The 16812-nt window shown below is 70.7% G+C and carries 12 protein-coding genes and 1 pseudogene; 6 read left to right on the plus strand and 7 right to left on the minus strand.

The features are described 5' to 3' along the window. The first annotated feature begins 52 nt into the window (after window positions 1–52). Window positions 53–487: a hypothetical protein gene (locus K8556_RS17855; protein WP_223741280.1), complete on the plus strand. Its 435-nt coding sequence runs from the start codon at window positions 53–55 to the stop codon at window positions 485–487. Between the two features lie 59 nt (window positions 488–546). On the opposite strand, the gene K8556_RS17860 is transcribed toward K8556_RS17855, so the two are convergent. From K8556_RS17860 to K8556_RS17880, 5 genes are all read right to left on the minus strand, one after another. Beyond that, window positions 547–2847 (minus strand): hypothetical protein, encoded by a 2301-nt coding sequence (locus K8556_RS17860; protein ID WP_223741281.1) that lies wholly within the window; start codon window positions 2845–2847, stop codon window positions 547–549. A 16-nt stretch (window positions 2848–2863) separates the two neighbouring features. Next, on the minus strand, window positions 2864–4654 hold the full coding sequence (locus tag K8556_RS17865; protein ID WP_223741282.1) for a vWA domain-containing protein: 1791 nt from the start codon (window positions 4652–4654) through the stop codon (window positions 2864–2866). After that, the gene (locus tag K8556_RS17870) at window positions 4651–6636 is read right to left on the minus strand and encodes a vWA domain-containing protein (RefSeq protein ID WP_223741283.1); all 1986 of its coding nucleotides are present in this window, start codon (window positions 6634–6636) and stop codon (window positions 4651–4653) included. The genes K8556_RS17865 and K8556_RS17870 overlap by 4 nt, the downstream gene beginning before the upstream one ends. A 36-nt stretch (window positions 6637–6672) precedes the next feature. Continuing rightward, window positions 6673–7995: a thrombospondin type 3 repeat-containing protein gene (locus tag K8556_RS17875; RefSeq protein ID WP_223741284.1), complete on the minus strand. Its 1323-nt coding sequence runs from the start codon at window positions 7993–7995 to the stop codon at window positions 6673–6675. A 170-nt stretch (window positions 7996–8165) separates the two neighbouring features. Then, window positions 8166–9803, minus strand: a complete 1638-nt coding sequence (locus K8556_RS17880; RefSeq protein WP_223741285.1) for a calcium-binding protein — start codon at window positions 9801–9803, stop codon at window positions 8166–8168. Between the two features lie 247 nt (window positions 9804–10050). Here K8556_RS17880 and K8556_RS17885 point away from each other — a divergent pair, with 247 nt between their 5' ends. The 3 genes from K8556_RS17885 to K8556_RS17895 all read left to right on the plus strand — a co-directional run bounded on the left by K8556_RS17885 (window position 10051) and on the right by K8556_RS17895 (window position 12063). After that, a complete protein-coding gene (locus tag K8556_RS17885; protein WP_223741286.1) occupies window positions 10051–10446 on the plus strand; it encodes a hypothetical protein in 396 nt (131 codons plus the stop codon). A gap of 112 nt (window positions 10447–10558) precedes the next feature. Next, on the plus strand, window positions 10559–11104 hold the full coding sequence (locus tag K8556_RS17890; protein WP_223741287.1) for a hypothetical protein: 546 nt from the start codon (window positions 10559–10561) through the stop codon (window positions 11102–11104). Then, window positions 11101–12063, plus strand: a complete 963-nt coding sequence (locus K8556_RS17895) for an HTTM domain-containing protein (protein WP_223741288.1) — start codon at window positions 11101–11103, stop codon at window positions 12061–12063. The genes K8556_RS17890 and K8556_RS17895 overlap by 4 nt, the downstream gene beginning before the upstream one ends. Here the strand turns inward: K8556_RS17895 and K8556_RS17900 are convergent. Next, the gene (locus tag K8556_RS17900) at window positions 12060–12491 is read right to left on the minus strand and encodes a hypothetical protein (RefSeq protein ID WP_223741289.1); all 432 of its coding nucleotides are present in this window, start codon (window positions 12489–12491) and stop codon (window positions 12060–12062) included. The two genes, K8556_RS17895 and K8556_RS17900, sit on opposite strands and share 4 nt — an antisense overlap. Before the next feature lie 230 nt (window positions 12492–12721). Beyond that, window positions 12722–15067, minus strand: coding sequence for an MtsA protein (locus K8556_RS17905; RefSeq protein WP_223741290.1), 2346 nt, complete (start codon window positions 15065–15067; stop codon window positions 12722–12724). Window positions 15068–15297: 230 nt separating this feature from the next. Between K8556_RS17905 and K8556_RS17910 the strand changes: the two genes are divergently transcribed. After that, entirely contained in the window at window positions 15298–15708 is a 411-nt protein-coding gene (locus K8556_RS17910) for a hypothetical protein (RefSeq protein WP_223741291.1), read from the plus strand. A gap of 174 nt (window positions 15709–15882) precedes the next feature. Then, window positions 15883–15981: pseudogene (locus tag K8556_RS39785) on the plus strand (FHA domain-containing protein); the annotation flags it as partial. Window positions 15982–16812: the final 831 nt, after the last annotated feature.

The following is a 16812-nucleotide window of genomic DNA, read 5'->3' on the forward strand; positions in this document are numbered from 1 at the left end:
CCGTGTTACAACACCAGACATTCTTTCAAACCTCACCGAGGAGTGGATGTCCATGCGCCTGCGCAACTTGTGGCTGCCCCTCACCATCATCGCCCTGGCGGGCTGCGGAGACGAGGCCGAGGAGCTGCCGAACACGCCGCAGTTGCTCATCGACCGGACGGAGCTGAGCTTCGACACGGAGTTCTCCGCTGGGACCTACGTGGGAGCCACGACCTTCAACACGCTCTACATCGAGAACCGCGGCCTCCAGACGCTGGAGCTCAACGAGGCCTCCATCTCCGGCCCCAGCGTCTTCACCATGAAGAAGCCGGAGACCTGGCCGGAGAACGGCCCCCTGAAGCTGGAGACCTACGAGCGCGCCTTCATCGAGGTGGCCTTCAAGCCCAACGCCGCGAAGGAGTTCACCGGCACGCTCACCCTCAAGTCCAACGCCGCCAACGGCGAGACGCGCGAGCTGGCGCTCAAGGGCAAGGGCATCGCGCCGTAGTCCCGGCGGTGCCCCCGGAGGCGGCGGAGGCGTGAAGCCCCGCCGCCCGCCCGGGCCCGCTAGCGGGTGAACTGGCAACCACCCACCCACGTGCCGCCGTCCTGCGTGGGCGCCGGGCACGACGTGGGCGCGCCACCATCCGCCGCCGTGTAGCCGCGCGGGTAGTCGCCGTAGCCGGTCCGCAGCGTGTAGCCCACGGGCGTGTAGTCCGTGCGCTCGGTGGCGCTCACCGCCACCTTGAGCGTGCCGCCCCGGATGAAGCGCCGCTCCAGGCAGGCGCACGCGTAGGGCGCCACCGTGACGCGCGTCGTGGTGGCCGTCTTCTCCAACTGGTACAGCGCCTGGTAGCTGCTGAGCGGCGCGCTCGCGGAGGTGTGCCACGCGCGCATCACCGTGGGGCTGTAGGCCAGCGTCAGCGCGCCGCCCATGCTGGTGGTCGTCACCGGCGTGCACGTGGCGGCGCCGCCGTCCGTGGCGGTGCCGTCGCAGAAGGTCACATCCAGCGCCAGCCCGTGCGGCGTGCCGCCATCCGGCAGGTTGTCCACGTCCCACTGCACCAGCCACGCCGCGTCCTCGGGCGCGCTCAGCGCGGGGAGCTGGTACTGGAAGGTGTCCGTGTCGGAGGGCACCGCGTCGTAGTCCGTGGGGCCGCGCACGCCCAGGCCCGTGGCGCGGTCGTTGCCCCGCAGCCGGCCGTGGCCATGCGTCAACTGGCCCTTCGCCTCGAAGGTGGCGTTGCCCACGGGCAGGCTGCCCGCGCCCACGCCGCCGAGCGTCTTGGAGCGCGCCTGCTCCACGCCCCCGCTGTAGGCGTTCTCCTCCTCCGCGTCCTCCGCCTCCCAGGACACCTCCAGCCGGTAGTCGCGGTCATCCGCCCAGTTGTTGCCGTCGTCCTGCACCACGAAGTGGTACGTCAACGACGCGGCGTGCGCGGGCACCGGCAGCGCGCCCTGGAAGTTGCTCAGGCCGGGGAAGCGCGCCGGGTCGCTCTCCTCGCGCAGCGACTGGATGCACAGCACGGCCTCCGCGTTGTTGCAGTAGGCCTGCACCAGCGAAGGCGCGTCGGGGTGCTCGCGCGCGTCGCGAGGGCACACGGTGGCGTCGCTGGTGCAGGTGGCGCGCTGCTCCGCGGTGACCGCCGTGCTCACCGTGGTGAACACCAGCACCTGCCGGTCCGCCAGTTGGCCCAGCGGCAGGGGCAGCGGGTCGAAGCGCGTGGGGGTGGGCACCTCCACCAGCCGGTAGCGCAGCACGCTGGGCTTCGCGTACGCGGGCAGGCTCAGCGCGAACCAGTCGCGGTCGCCCACGTAGCCCAGCCGGCCCTCGAAGGTCGTGGACGTCCCGGGCGAACCCACCAGGCTGCGGGTGAAGGCGCGGGCGTAGGCGTCGTTGTCCCCGGACTGGTCGCGCGGGTCCACCTCATCCACCACGCGCACCTCCACCTCGTAGGGCTGGCGCAGGTCGCCCGAGGGCACGGGCTCGTTGTTGCCCCGGTAGCCCTTCACCACCAGCCCCCAGGTGCCCGCCAGCTTCACCTTGCGCGCGGTGGCCAGCACGCCCGGGTGCACCTTGGGCAGCACGTTGCCCTCCGACTCCTTGTCGGTGCCGTTGGGGCGCACGAGCTCGTAGGACAGGCGGTAGTTGGGCGGGAAGCCCTGGTCCGGCGCGGTGATGCGCACGTAGGCGATCTTCCCCGCCGTCAGCGGGAAGCTGAAGCGGTCCACGTCGTTGTCCGTGGCCAGGTAGCCCTGCGCGGTGCCCACCTGCACGGCCCCCTGCGCCGCGAGCGCGATGGGCGTGGGCGTGACGTCGTTGGGCTCGTTCGCGTCCGGGTTCTCCAGCAGCTCCACCGTGAGCCGGTAGGGGTTGCGCGCATCGAAGTTGGGGCGCGCGGGGTTCGTCGGCGCGTCGCGCACCACGATGAGGAGCTGCGTGTCCGGCGTGGCGTACGGCAGGATGATGTCCACCGGCTTCGGCGCGCCCGAGCCGTGCTGGTCCGACTTCGCCACCAGCGCGGTGCTCTTGTCCTTCTCCTGCACCGTCACGGACAGGTTCACCGGCGTGCTGGACGCCAGGTACGTGCCGGTGACGTGCACCAGCGTGCGCGCGTTGGCGGTGGCGGGGATGCGGACGCTGTACCAGTCCTCGTCACCGGCCTTCACGTCGCCCGTGAGCGCCAGGAAGCGCTCCAGCGGCACGCCGGGCTTCAACTCGCAGTCCGCGTTCGTCAGCGCCTCGTCGCGGCTGTTGCAGAGGTCCTCCACCACGCCCGTGCCGGCGTCCGGCGTGTCATCCCCGCCGGAGGAACAGGCGGCCAGGAACAGGAGCGCGAGCGGGAGCAGTCGGGTGCGAAGGCGCATGGGGGGCTCGGGAGAATCAGGGGACGGGCGAGAGGGTCGGGACGACGCCGGGGCAGCCGTCCACGAAGTCCTCGGGGTTCACGCGGATGACGCCATCCGGAGGCGACTTGATGCCACCCACCGGGTAGCGCACGGAGTCCACGCGGAAGGTGCGCACCAGCGTGCGCGCGGTGGGGTCGTCCGCGGGCAGCATGGACACGGAGAGGTAGATGTCGTTGTAGCCCGCGCCGCGCTGCACGGTGCCGGCGTCCACGCCCCCGTCCACGCCGCCGTCGGCGACCATGGCGATGGTGGGCGCCAGCAGCACGTTGTCCACGCGGAAGCGGTAGCACTGGCGGCCCTGGTCATCCACCGGGCCGTCCGCCTCCAGGCTGTAGCGGTACGCGTCCGAGGCCAGGTTGGCGGTGTCCACCTGCAGGGGGCGCATGTGCATGCGCGCCTCGCTGCGGTTGGTGAGCCCGTCCGTGTCCGGGTCCTCGTCCATGTCGTTGCTGGAGCCCTGCGTGCCGCCCCGCCACTCCATGCCGTCCGGCACGCCGTCGCCGTCGCTGTCCTGGAGGGTGGCGTTGGTGCCGATGAACTGCTCGTCGCAGTCCAGCAGGCCGTCGCAGTCCGTGTCCACGCCGCGCAGCGCGGGCGGGCACCCCTTGTCCAGGCCGCCGCCGTCCGGCTGCACTTCCTGGGTGGGGTCGAACTGCACGCCGCGGTCGCGGAAGTACACCTCCACGCCGTCGCTGAAGCCGTCGCCGTCCGTGTCGCGCAGGTTGGGGTTCGTGCCCAGCTCGTACTCGCGCGCGTCGGTGAGGCCGTCTCCGTCCGTGTCCGCTTCATCCAGCGGGCTGCCCGGGGGCGCGGAGAAGTTGGAGGCCACGAAGTCCTTCACGATGAAGGCGCGGCGCACCTGGCCGAACTGGAAGTTGAGGAAGTTGATGGGCTCGTTGTTGCGGAAGTCGCGGAAGTTGCCGCCGCCCAGCGTGGCCATCTTCTCCAGGCGGTCCGCGTTCTGGTTGATGATGAGCAGCGGGCAGCCGCCGTCCCCGAAGCCGCCGTCCTCCGCCACCAGGTCGCACACGGACGGCACCGGCTGCGTGGGGTTGAAGACGTGCACGGTGTTGAAGCGCACGTCCTCCACCAGGTCGCGCAACTGGCGGATGCGCACCACCGCGTCGCCGCGGATGAGCTCGTCATCCTGGTTGTTGGTGGGCTTGCCGTCCGACAGGAAGATGACCGAGTAGCGCGCCTGCGCCAGCGCGTCGCTCCCGCTGGGCTGCTGCCGCGCCCGCGCGATGTCCGTGTTGATGAGCGAGTAGATGTCCGACAGCGGCTTGACGAAGTCCGTCGAGTCCCGGTTCGGCGACGTGTCCGTGTTGCGGAAGGTGAGCAGCTTCTCCGTGAGGATGGCCTTCGCGGTGGCGTCCAACTGGGACACCTGCACGAAGCCGTCCTCCGCCGGAGGCCCGGGGTCCTGCGTGAGGAACGCCGTGGTGCTGCCCGCGAAGAGCATCACCGCGATGGAGACCTCGTCGTCCTGCGGCAGGTTTTCAATCAGGTCCACCAGCGCCGTGGCGCGCGTGCCGTCCGGGTCGCTCACGCGCATGGACTGGCTGGCGTCCATGGCGACGATGATCTTGATGGGCCGGATGACCTCGTTGGCGCCCAGCGTGCAGAAGCGCCCGTCCAGCGCCACGGCCCGGTCCGCGGGCACCTCCGTGTCGCGGCGCGGGTCGTAGAGGTACGAATCCGTACAGGCCACCACCACGGCGAACCCCACCAGGGTGAGGGCCAACCAACGTCCCGCGCGGCTCACGGCGACGCGCCTCCCTGCGACGGCGACACGCCGACGCAATTGCCCTGGGCTCTCCAGGGGTCCACCAGTTGATCCGGCCGGCGGAAGTCACCGTCATCCATGGCCAGGTCCGGCCCCAGCGGCACGCGCACGCTGGGCGGCGCGTACTGCGCCCACGCGCACGCGGTGCGCCAGACGCCGTAGTCCGTGGCCACGCCGCTCTCCGGCGCCTCCGCGAACCACACCTTGAACAGGTTGTAGCCCTGCTTCACGCCGGAGCGGTCCGGCGGCGTCACCAACTGGAGGTTGGACACGGTGAAGTCGTAGCAGACGCCGTCCGTGTCGGTGCCGCCCGGGACCTTCGTCACCTCGTACTGGATGCCGTACTTGTCGTGGAAGGGCCGGTCGCGCCGGGTGGGGTCGCTGCCGGCCTTCAGCTCCTCGTCGTCCGGCACGCCGTCGCCGTCCGTGTCCAGGCCGGCCACGCTCGACTGGAGCGGGTTGAGGCCGTACTTCGCCTCCAGCCCGTCCGGCGCGCCGTCGCCGTCGCTGTCCACGATGCCCTGGCGCGTCTTGAGGTAGGCCTCGGCGAACTGCGACAGCCCGTCACCGTCCGTGTCCCGGCAGATGCAGCCGGGCGTCAGCGGGGACTGCGGGTTGCAGCCGCGCGCGTCCAGGTCGTTGCCCGGCTTGAAGCCCTGGTCCTGGCGCCGGTACTCGAAGCCGTCGCTCAGGCAGTCCCCGTCACTGTCGATGGTGAAGGGGTTCGTCTTGAGCGTGAAGCTGTTGTCCAGCGAGTCCGGGACGCCGTCGCCGTCGCTGTCCAGCACGCGGCCGTCATCCCCCGGCGCGGAGCTCAGGGGCTCCACCAGCAGCGTCTTCATCACGTTGGGCGACGCGAAGGAGGAGTAGTCCAGCGCGCCCAGGCCCAGCTCGCCGATCTCGGCCGTGTCGCTGAACTCCTGGTACACGCCATTGCCCATCTCCGCGAAGCGCTTGAGCAGGTACGAGGCGATCTTCTTCGCCGCCGCCGGGTACTGCGCCTCCGGGACGCCCGGGTAGGTGCCGTAGATGTCCTGGCAGATGGGGCCACAGGCGCGCACGGCCTCCTCGTTGAAGAGCAGCACCGTGTGCATGCGCACGTCGCCCACGTTGTACTGCGTCTTGAGCTCCATCAGCCGGCGCACGTAGCTGAAGAGCTGGTAGTTCTGGTTGCGGTCCGTGCCCACCTCGAAGCCGGTGATGGCGTCCGTGGTGCTGGTGGCGTTGCAGAAGCTGGAGATGGAGTCGCGCCAGGTGAGGTCCGGCGTGTCCGGCCCCGCGTAGACGGACAGGTCGTCGTTGGCGGAGCAGCGCGGGTACGGCGTGCCGTCCGTGAGGAACACCACGACGTAGCGCGTGCGCGGAAGGAGCTCCGGCGTGGCCTGGGACACCGCTTCGATGTCGCTGGCGATGAGGCTGTACGCGTAGCTGAGCGCGCCCTGGTAGTCCGTGCCCTTGCCCAACTGCGACTGCAGGCCCTCGATGTAGCCGTTGATGTTGCCCGGCGGCGCGAAGCGGTCCCCCGTGGAGGCCGGCGGCCAGGTGTTCTTCACGTTCGTTTCGAACGGGGCGATGGCGATGCTGATGTTGCCCTGGCGCGCGTCGTTGATGCGCCGGAAGCCGTTCACCAGGTTCTTCAGCGCGCGCACGCGCGCGGGCTCCGTCACGCCCGGCGGGATGATGGCCTGCACCTCCGCGCGCTCGCAGAAGCCGCTGCCCTCCTGAGAGCCCGGCGGATCCGACACGCACATGCTGCCGGACTCGTCCACGACGAGCACCACCTTCACCGGGAAGCCGGTGGGGTTCGCCGGGCGCGTGCACACCCGGCCGGTGAGCGTCAGCCGGTCATCCAACTGGGACTGCTCCTGGGCGCGCGGCTCCAGGAGCGTGTCTGAACAGGACAGCACACCCAGGGCCAGGAGGCCGGTCGCAAGAAGCGGAACGACGAGCTGACGGCGCATGCGATGCGGACCTCCTGGCATGGGGGACATCTCTCTTTACGCCTTCTTGCGGCGGCGCAGCAGCAGGCCGAGCACGCCAGCGCCCAGGGCCGCGGCGCTCCCGCCCGCGGGCAGCGAGGTGCAGCCGCCACCGGAGTTGTCGTCCTTGCCCACCTTCACGAAGAGGCTGGACACGGAGGCGCGCTGGTCGGGGAACACGCGGTCCGCGAAGGCCAGGCGCGTGGACACCTGCAGTTCGTACTCGCCTTCCTTGTCCGGCTGGAAGTTGGGCACGCTGCCGTCCACGTACTGGTATTCCCAGTGGCGGCTGTAGGTGACGGCGCCCTTGGGGTTCTCCACCACCGCGGTGGAGCCGGAGGGACGCTTCACCACCGTCCACGTGTACTCGATGGCCGCGCCGTTGCGGTTGGCGAACAGGGGCGGGCGCACGGCCATGCCCGTCTTCTCCACGCTGATGACGCCGCCGGTGCCCACGCTGAAGGGCGACTTCGGGTCGAGGCAGTCGTTGGGGTTGTCCTTGTTGAGCACCACGCAGTAGCGCGTGTCGCACGCGTCGCCCAGGCCGTCGCCGTCGTCATCCGCCTGGTCGCGGTTGGCCACCGCCGGGCAGTTGTCCGCGGTGTTGAGCACCGAGTCACCGTCGATGTCCGGGTCGCACGCGTCGCCGATGCCGTTGGCGTTGGTGTCCTTCTGGTCCGGATTGGACAGGCCGGGGCAGTTGTCCAGGTTGTCGGAGACGTTGTCGCCGTCCGCGTCCACGCGGCACGCGCTCACGTCCGCCGGGAGCTGCTGGTTCTCATTGGCGATGAGCGGGCAGTTGTCCTCGCCGTCCTTGCGCCCGTCGTTGTCGTCGTCGTCGTCACAGACGTCGCCAATGCCGTCCCCGTCGTTGTCCGCCTGGGTGGCGTTCGGGATGGAGGGGCAGTTGTCCTCGCCGTCCGGCTTGCCGTCGTTGTCGTCGTCCGGGTCGCACGCGTCACCGATGCCGTCACCGTCGGTGTCCAACTGCGTGGCGTTGGAGACGGCCGCGCAGTTGTCGCAGGCGTCGCCAGCGAGGTCGCCGTCACCGTCCGTCTGGTCGCGGTTCGACGTGAAGGGGCAGTTGTCCTTGTCGTCCGCCTTGCCGTCGCCGTCCGCGTCGTCCGTGTACGACAGCGTCTTGCCGTCGTCCGTGTACGCCACCCAGACGGAACAGCCGCAGCCACAACCGCAGCCGCCGCCCTCCTCCTTGGGGCGACCGCACTCATCTCCGAGGCACTCCGGGTTGTCCGGGTTCTGCTCCTGGGCCTGCACGGTGCGGGGGCTCAGCACCAGGAAGGCTCCGAGCGCCAACATGGGGGCAATGCGACCAATCGTCATGGTGACTCCTTTCACAACCCCCGCCCTAGCAAGAGGCGATCCCGCGTCTGTAGGAGTTTCAGGGTCAGGAACTTCAAGGGGTTATGCGTGCGGAAGCGACTGCTACAGGATGGGTGTGGGGGGGACACCCCATTGAGACTGTGGGGAACACCCCACGTCAGCGGGCCGCCTCAGGTGCCCACGATGAAGTCGTCGGAGACGAGCGGGACCATGCCGGCGGGGGTGCGGCCCGTGTCGGGGTCGTATTGGATTTCCTGGATGAAGAGCGAACCCACGCCGGCGCCGCGCGGATCATTGTCCCGGCCCACCTGGAGGTAGAGGTAGACCTCGTTGGTACCGGCGGGGATGACCTCGCCGGGAATCAGCGGGTGGGGGCGCTCCACGGTGGGCACCAGCGAGACGTTCTCCACGCGGGTGCGGTAGCAGGCGCGGTCGCTGGTGGCGGTGGGGGGCAGCGGGACGATGGAGTAGCCGTAGCCGCGCTCGCGGTGGAAGTCGAGGTCGGCGCTGAGCGGGTCGCCGTGGGCCTCCACCTCCGCCACGTTGGAGATGCCGTCGCGGTCGGTGTCGAGCAGGTCCTCGGCGATGAGCGGGTTCGTCTGGGACAGGGCCTCCACCAGGTCCGGCAGGCCGTCGCCGTCGGTGTCGCCCACGCAGGGGTCGCTGCCGAGCACGCGCTCCTCGCAGTCGTTGAGCCGGTCGCCGTCCGTGTCCTGCACCACGCTGCAGCCGTTGATGATGTCCACGGCGAGCGGGTCCAGGCCCATGCGCAGCTCCACGCCGTCCATGAGGCCGTCCTGGTCGGTGTCGGGGACGGCGGGGTCCAGGCCCAGGGCGCGCTCGTCGTCGTCCGCCACGCCGTCACCGTCGCTGTCGGTGAGCATCTGGCCGTTTCTCACCTGCACGTTGCGGTTGAAGGCGAGGAAGCGCTTCAGCTTGAGCGCGTTGTCGAGCGCGCTGTAGTCCAGCAGCCGGAGCGCGTTGGGCAGGCCCACGAAGTCCGTCTCCACGGGCGCGCTGCCGCCCGCGTTGGCGATGGCGGCCACCTGCAACCGGGTGACGGGGTCCGGCGTGGCGTCGCGGACGTAGATGGGCTGGACGCTGACGGCGCCCGCGCCCAGTTGCTCCACCAGGCCCTTGAGCTCGCCCACCACGGCGGTCAGCTCGCACTGGCTGCAGGAGGCGTTGCACTGGGCCTGGGCCTCCGGGGACGCGTTGCAGCCGGCGGCCTGGGACAGCGCGGTGCAGCGGCTGTCGATGCCGATGTTGAAGGCCGGGTTGTCACAGCTCACGTCGGAGCTGCGGATGACGGGCGCGACCACGTAGCGCGAGCGCGCGACCTCGCCCCTGCAGGTGGCCTGCATCTCGCCGGACATCAGGCTCTTGGACAGCCGCAGCGCGGAGCGGATGCTGATGGGGCCGTCCTGCTGGTAGCTGGCGTAGCGGGGCAGCACGGCCTGGAAGCTGGCGGCGTCCGTGAAGCTGCCCTGCAGGCCGGTGGCCACCGAGTGGAAGGCCACGAGCCCGAAGCGCATCTGGGGGCCGGTATAGCGCGAGGTGAGCGTGGTGAGCCCGTCCACCGCGGAGCCCACCACCTCCGGCTCCACGCCGGTGCCGCCCTGCAGCGCGAAGATGACCTTCACGGGGAACGCGTCGCCGGTGGCCTCGGGGACGCAGAGGTCTCCCTCGAAGTTGGCGCGGTCCCGCGTGCCGCCCGCGCGGTCGTCAATCGAATAGAGCCCTGCGTCGGTGCACGACAGCCACAACATGGGAAGCAGGAGCCAGGCGACCCGGGGGGAGGAACGCATCCGTTGGATTGTAGACCTCAGCCCCCCCTTCCAACGCAAGCGACCCGAGGGCGGCGCCGCGTGAGGCCCCCGACACCGCGCCCATCCCTTCGTCCCCGCCAAGAAATGCTCGCCGCCAATCCGGCTGGAATGTCCACATCCCGCCTGGAATCAGCTCCCAACAGAATCCTGGTCTTACCGGGATGGTTCCGATTTCGGGGAGGGGAAAGACATTGCCCATGCAGTTCAATCCCCAAGGAGCAAGACCATGAAGAAGACGCACGTGAAGCTGGGCGGGACCGTGGCGATGTTCGTGCTGGCGCTGGGTGCGACGGGCGCGATGGCCAACAACCCGCGGCCGGCGGTTCCGCTGGAGGAGGCGGTCCTGGTGTCGAAGAGCACGTCCATCGCGGGGCGGAGCAGGCCGAACTGCGGCAACACCTCGGGCTCCACCTCGGGCTCCACCTCGGGCACCTCCGGTGGCAACACGACGGGTAACACCTCGGGCAACACGACGGGCAACACGGTGGGCAACACGACGGGCAACGTCACCGGCAACCTCGCCGGCGCCACGACCGGCTCCACGACCGGCGCCGTGCTCGGCGACATCCTCGGCACCGTGCTCGGCGACCTCCTGGGCTCCACGACCGGCACGCTGCTGTAACGCGTCCTCGCTGACCGGCCCATCGCGCCCCAACGCGTAGCGCTCAGCGCCCAAGCCACCCTGTGACGCCGGAGGACTCCCGCCTCCGGCGTCCCTCTTTTCCGGAGCCCCCATGCGACCTGCCTCACCCTCCCTGACACCCTGGCACGGGCTCGTCACCGGCCTTGCCGTGCTGCATCTGATGCTGGTGACCTGCGGTGCACTGCACATCCGGCTCTTCCAGGCCCCGACCGGCACGAATGCCTGGGTCCGGGGATACGCGCATTGGACGGGCGCGGCCAGCCGCTTCAGCTTCTTCGCGCCGGGGGTGAGCCCGGCGGTGCGTGTGTCGTTCGACGTGGAGCATCCAGACGGCGAGCACGAGCAGGACGACTTCCAGTTCGACAACGACGCGTTGAACGTGCGCGTCTACGCGATGCTGCTGCGCTTCGACCTGAACAATGGCCAGGACGCGATGGCCCGCGCCTGGGCCGCGACGATGTTCGGACAGCACCCGGAGGCTCGCGCGGTCACCGTGCGCATGGAGCTGCTCGAGGTCCCCACCATGGAGGCGCACCGGGACGGCGCGCCGCTCGTGTGGACGGAGACCTACAAGGCGGTCTTCGAGCACCGGCTCGCCTCCGCCCCCTCCCTCGGCGCGCAGGCGGTGGCGCCATGAGTGCCTCCCTGCGCCAGCGTCCCACCGCGGGCCAGCGCCTGGCCGCGTTCATCGCCGAGCCCTCATCCCCCGGGCCGCTGGGCATCCTGCGCATCGGCGTCGCGCTGCTGCTGCTCGTGCAGGCATGGAGCATGTCGGACAGCCTGCAACTCCTGGTGGATGACCGGGGGCTGGTCCCCTGGAGCATCTCCGAGTCCCTGGCGACCGAATTCGTGCCCCGGTTCGCCGCGCTGGTGGCCGCGATGGCACCGCTGGGGCTCTCCTCCGAGGCCGTGGTCCGAGGCGTCCTGCTCATCTACTGCGTCTCGCTGGTCGGGCTGCTGCTGGGCCTGCGCACGCGGCTGTCCGCGGTGGTGGCGTGGACGTCCCATACGGTGATCCTCAACAGCAGCCCATTCCTGGTCTACGGCGTGGAGACCTTCGCGCACATCAGCCTGTTCTACTGCGCGGTGATGCCGGTGGGCGAAGCCTTCTCGTGGGACGTGCGCGTGGGGCGGGCCTCCGGCGCCCCTTCCGCCATGGCGACGCTCGCGCTGCGCGTGTTGCAGGTGCACCTGTGCATCATCTACTTCGCCACGGGCATCGAGAAGCTGCTGGGGCCGCTCTGGAGAGAAGGCACGGCGATATGGAAGGTCCTGATGCAGCCCCAGTATGGCCAGTTCGACTTCGCGTGGCTCGCGTCGGTGCCGTGGGCGGTGAAGCTCACCTCGTGGGGCACGCTGGTGGTGGAGGTGGGCTATGCCCTGTTCGTCTGGCCCCGGCGGACGCGGGGGCTCTGGGTGGCGATGACGGTGGGCATGCACCTGGGCATCGCGGTGATGATGGGGCTGTGGATGTTCAGCGGGATGATGGCCATGCTCACGTTCGCGGCGTTCGGCTGGCCGCTGCTCTCCCAGGCGCTGGCCACCCGGGTCCGCGCCGAGGTGCTGCTCCCCTTCCACTCGAATCCCGCGCGTTAGGGTGACGGCTCCCGGGGAGCGCCGTCCGCGGGAGGAGCCTCTGACTCGGGAGCCGGGGCGCGCGTCACGCGCAGCCTCGGCTTCGCGAGGTTGGCGGCATCCAGCGCATGGACGGACAGCTCCACGTCGACACAGGCAGGTCCGGGTTGCCCGGTCGCGGACTGTGGGAAGAGCGGGACGGACACATCCCGCCCGTACCACTGGCCTGGCTTGAGGAGGAGGATGTCCTCTTCCCTGCGCGGTGGCGTCCGGACATCGACGTCGAGGAGCGGCAGGGGCTGCCCGCTGGCACAGTCCAGGACCCGCTCCACGGTCAGCGTGTGGCTCTCGATGAGCCGCCGGTCCAGGCACAGGCTTCCACTCGAGGTCCCCAGCAGCAGGCGTCCCGACAAGGTCTGTCCGTCGAAGCCCGCGTGCTGGAACTCCACCCGAGGGGTCGCCGCTTCATGCTTGGGGCATGTGGCGGGTGGAGTGTCGGCACCGGGCCGCGAACTGGAAAAGAGTCCCCCCTGACACGCGGTCAGGCTCATGAGGCCGAGGGACAGGAACATCGAGCGGGTCATTCGCACCGGAGATCTCCATCATCGCCAGGAACCCCAAGGCCCTGCCGATGCTTCCAGCCGCAGGCATGGGCCAGTTCATGCACCGTCGTCCCTGGTCACAGCGTGAGCAGGTACGCGAGCAGGTCGTCCCGCTCTTCGGCGCTGAGTTCCTGCGCGGCGCCGTGGTTCAGGCCTGGGGTCTCCAGCAGCGTGCGCAGCGGGAAGCGGGAGCCCACCACGAGCCGGTCCTCCTGCACCGCGTAGCCCGCCGTGGCGCTCGTCAGCAGGGGCCACACGTCCCAGGTGCCCACCAGCGAGGGCGGCGCCGCGCCTGTCACCAATTGCTGCTGCTCCAGGCGCAGCGGCAACGCGATGGGCGTGCCCACGTCCTGGTACTGGCCCCGCGTCGCGGGGTCCTGGTCCAGCGTGAAGAGGGGCGCGGGGTGGCAGGCCAGACACCGGGCCTTCCCTTCGAAGAGCGCCAGCCCCTTCACCGGGTGGCCGGTCCTTCCGTCCGGCAACGTGACGGTCTCCAGCGGCGCGCCGCCCTCTCCCCGGTAGGGGTTGGGCGGTGTGGGCAGGAGCGAGGTGTAGAGCGCCAGGGCCTCCACCTCCGACGGCAGCGGATCCGGGTTGTGGTAGCGGTTGCGTCCCCCCACCGTCTCCGCCGTCTCCGCGATGCTGCGCGTGCTCGCGGGCGTGAAGTAGGGCGGCGTGTCCCGGCTACCCAGGGCCGTCGTGGACCGGTAGATGCGCATGGGGCGCGTCTTTTCAAAGAAGACGCCGCCCGTGTGCCCTTCGATGTGGCACGCGTCGCAGCTCATGCCCGTGCGCCCCACGTCGGTGAAGTAGAGCACCTGGCCCAGCCGGCGCTGCTCTCGCGAGCGCACGTCCACCACCGGCCACTGCCGCGCCACGCGCGCCCTGCCCGCGCGCGCCTCGCTCACGTCCACCACCGCCACCGTGCCCGTGAAGCGGTTGAGCACGTAGAGCGTCCGCCCGTCCGGGGACAGCGCCAGCGAGCGCGGCCCGGAGTGCAGCTCCAACCCCGCCCTGCCCTTCGTCCCCAGGTCCTCCGCCGGGCGGATCCACGGCGTGCCCTCCGGCGCGGGCACCGGCAGCGTCTGGAGCACCGCCTCGCGCGCCGCCGCGTCGCTCTTCACCAGCGCCTTCGCGTCCAGCACCCGCACCTGGCCCAGGCCCACGTCCGCCGCGTAGAGCAGCCCGGCGCGGTCATCCAGCGCCAGCCCCTCCGTCACGCCCGCGCCGAAGCCCCGGTGCCGCACCACCTGCTGCCGGTCCAGGTCCAGCACCGCGACGCCGCTGTTCGCGCTCACCTCCATGCGCTGGGCGTTGGGGCCCACGTTCGGCCCCAGGCTCGACATGAAGAGGCGCTTCAGGCGGTCGCTCGCGACCAGGGCGCGCGGCGCCTTGCCGCCCATCACCTGCGCGGAGAAGGCCTCCGTGGTGCCCCCGATGATGGGGACGCCGGGCTTCGGCACCACCGGCGCCAGCTCCCGGCCGTCATCCTGGCGCAGCAGCACCACCTGCCCCGTCTGGAGGCTGCCCACCGCGAGCAGCCCGTTCCACCGCGCCATCGCGCGCGGGTTCGGATCCACGGCCGCGCGCCACTGCTCGCGGCCATCCTCCAGCGCGAGCGCGTGCACCGTGTCGCGCAGGTGCTCGGCGACGAAGGCCACGCACTTCGCTCCGTCCACCTCCAGGCCCCACACGCCCGGGGGCGCGGGGACGACGCGGGCCCTCCGCTCCGGCGCGTCCAGCGCGTACAGCCAGAGCTCCGCGCCATACCGATGGGCCACGCCCAGCCAGGGACGGCCGCTGGCGTCCTTCCAGGTCGCGAGCGCCGACGGCCCGTCTCCCACCGCCATCGCCTCCACGCGCCCGGACGCCACGTCCAGCGCGAACACCGTGTCCGTGGGCGGCGACGCGACGAAGAGCGTGCGCCCGTCCGGGGACAGCGCCGTGGCCGTCAGGTCCGGGAAGGCCGCGTCGTTGACCAGGGTGAGCCGCGCGGTGCCCGTGGGCCTTGGGCCGGTCGCGGCGAGCGACAACTGCACGTCCGTCTGGAAGGTGCCCTCGGGGAGCTTGAGGTCGGGGGGGAGCCTCGCGTAGCCATGGCGCGCGTCCACCACCGTGAGCGGCACCTCCCGTGACAGGGGCGCCCCGAGCACCAGCCGCAGGCCCGGCACCAGGTTCTCTCCGTAGACGGAGAGCGGCTGCGAGGTCTGGTTGCTGGTCAGCTTCGGCCCCACCGCCTGGAGGATGGGGCGCGGCCCGGCGGGCGCGGTGGGCGGTGTGGGCGCTGGAGCGCGCTGGGGCTTCACCGCGAAGAGCCCCAGGCCCAGGAGCACCAGGGCTCCGAGCGCCGCCGCGATCCATCCCCGATGGCGAGTGACAGGTATCACGCGTGTGCAGTCCTCCCGCGCGCGAGCATCCTCCATCCGCCCACCGTGTCACGATGACTTCTCACCACGTCTGCTCGCATGGTCGGGAGGCGCCGCGCGGAGGGAATCCCACGGGACGTTTCCAGCATCCCGGCACGAAGCAGGACGCGCCGTGGAGCGTCCGCCCCAGGTGAGGTGGACTGCCCCCCACACATGATCCCCACGGCCCGCGCCATGGGGCTGGAGTGTGCGTTGACAGGTCGGGGCTCGCATCGCTTAACCTGTTGATGATGCGACGTTTCCTTCTCTTCTGTGCCGTCGCCAGCGTGCTCGGCTTCGGTCCCCTCTCCCCCGCGAACGATGCCTGGGCCCAGGGGCGTGCACGCGCCTCCAAGACGAAGGCCGCGAAGGCACCCAAGGCCAAGAAGGGCTCGAGCAAGGCGCCGCCTCGCATCGAGACGAAGTCGAGCACGGCCGTCACGGATCCGGTGACGGGGGATGCCTCGGCCGCCGCGACGTCGGCGCCGCCGCAGCGCGGCCCGTCGCGCATCGACTTCGACGACCGCCTCATCCAGGGCCAGACGAACAAGTCCGGCGCCGTGTATCTGTATGACCGCAAGGAATTGAAGACGCGGTCGATGCTTCGCGAGCGCGACAGCTTCCGCTCGGAGACGCTCGCCACCGTCTACGATCAGTAGGGCCGTACCGCCCATCACCCCTCGAAGGGAGCGTCACCGTTGAGCGGCCAGCCCAGCGTCCTGCAAGTCGTCATCCTCCGCGACGGCCTCCTGGTGGGGACGGAGGTCTTCGTCCCCGGCACGTACGCGCTCGGCTCCGATGCGTCGTCGGATCTGCGCTTGGACGACGCGGCCGTGTCGCCGCGCCATGCGCTGCTGTACTTCCAGAACGGCCGCACCGCGATCCAGGACGCGGGCGGAGGCACCAACGGCGTCTTCGTCAACGGGCACCAGGTCACCGCCTGTGAGATCCGCTCCGTGGACGAGGTGCTGTGCGGGCCGTTCGTCCTGAAGACGCGGATCCTCAACCAGCGTCCCGTCGAGACCAAGCCGCAGCCGCCGCCGGAGGTCGCCGCGCTCCTGGGAGGTGCGGGGGCTCCGCCCGCCGCGCCCGTGAATGGTGGCAACGGAGCGACGCACGCGTTCGGGCCCGCGAATGGCTTCGCGCCCCAGCTCGGCGCGCAGGCCGCGCACGCGCAGCAAGCCGCGCTCGCGCAACAGGCCGCGCTGGCACAACAGCAGGCCCAGCAGGCCGCCTACGCGCAGCAGCAGGCTCAGCAGGCCGCGCTGGCACAACAGCAGGCGCAGCAGGCCGCCTACGCCCAGCAGCAGGCACAGCGAACCGCGCAGGCCCAGCAGGCCGCACACGCGCAGCAACAAGCCGCGCTCGCGCAGCAGCACGCTCAACAGGCCGCACTCGCACAGCAGCAGGCCCAGCAATCCGCGCTCGCACAGCAACAGGCTCAGCAAGCCGCGCTCGCACAGCAACAGGCTCAGCAAGCCGCGCTCGCACAGCAACAGGCTCAGCAGGCCGCATACGCGCAGCAGCAGGCCCAGCAGAACGCATACGCGCAGCAGCAGGCCCAGCAGGCCGCCTATGCCCAGCAGCAGGCCGCACACGCGCAGCAGCAGGCCCAGCAGGCCGCCTATGCCCAGCAGCAGGCCGCGCTCGCGCAGCAGCAGGCCCAGCAGGCCGCACACTCGCAGCAGCAGGCGCAGCAGGCCGCCCATGCCCAGCAGCAGGCCGCGAAGGCGGCTCACGGGCAGCAGGCCTCGCATGCGCAG

This window comes from Corallococcus sp. AS-1-12 (genome assembly GCF_020036995.1).
In the GTDB taxonomy this organism is placed as follows: domain Bacteria; phylum Myxococcota; class Myxococcia; order Myxococcales; family Myxococcaceae; genus Corallococcus.

Coding starts and splice junctions, on each gene's coding strand:
- K8556_RS17855 (WP_223741280.1), top strand. CDS start 53: ATGCGCCTGCGCAACTTGTGGCTGCCCCTCACCATCATCGCCCTGGCG.
- K8556_RS17860 (WP_223741281.1), bottom strand. CDS start 2,847: ATGCGCCTTCGCACCCGACTGCTCCCGCTCGCGCTCCTGTTCCTGGCC.
- K8556_RS17870 (WP_223741283.1), bottom strand. CDS start 6,636: ATGCGCCGTCAGCTCGTCGTTCCGCTTCTTGCGACCGGCCTCCTGGCC.
- K8556_RS17875 (WP_223741284.1), bottom strand. CDS start 7,995: ATGACGATTGGTCGCATTGCCCCCATGTTGGCGCTCGGAGCCTTCCTG.
- K8556_RS17880 (WP_223741285.1), bottom strand. CDS start 9,803: ATGCGTTCCTCCCCCCGGGTCGCCTGGCTCCTGCTTCCCATGTTGTGG.
- K8556_RS17885 (WP_223741286.1), top strand. CDS start 10,051: ATGAAGAAGACGCACGTGAAGCTGGGCGGGACCGTGGCGATGTTCGTG.
- K8556_RS17890 (WP_223741287.1), top strand. CDS start 10,559: ATGCGACCTGCCTCACCCTCCCTGACACCCTGGCACGGGCTCGTCACC.
- K8556_RS17895 (WP_223741288.1), top strand. CDS start 11,101: ATGAGTGCCTCCCTGCGCCAGCGTCCCACCGCGGGCCAGCGCCTGGCC.
- K8556_RS17905 (WP_223741290.1), bottom strand. CDS start 15,067: ATGGAGGATGCTCGCGCGCGGGAGGACTGCACACGCGTGATACCTGTC.
- K8556_RS17910 (WP_223741291.1), top strand. CDS start 15,298: ATGATGCGACGTTTCCTTCTCTTCTGTGCCGTCGCCAGCGTGCTCGGC.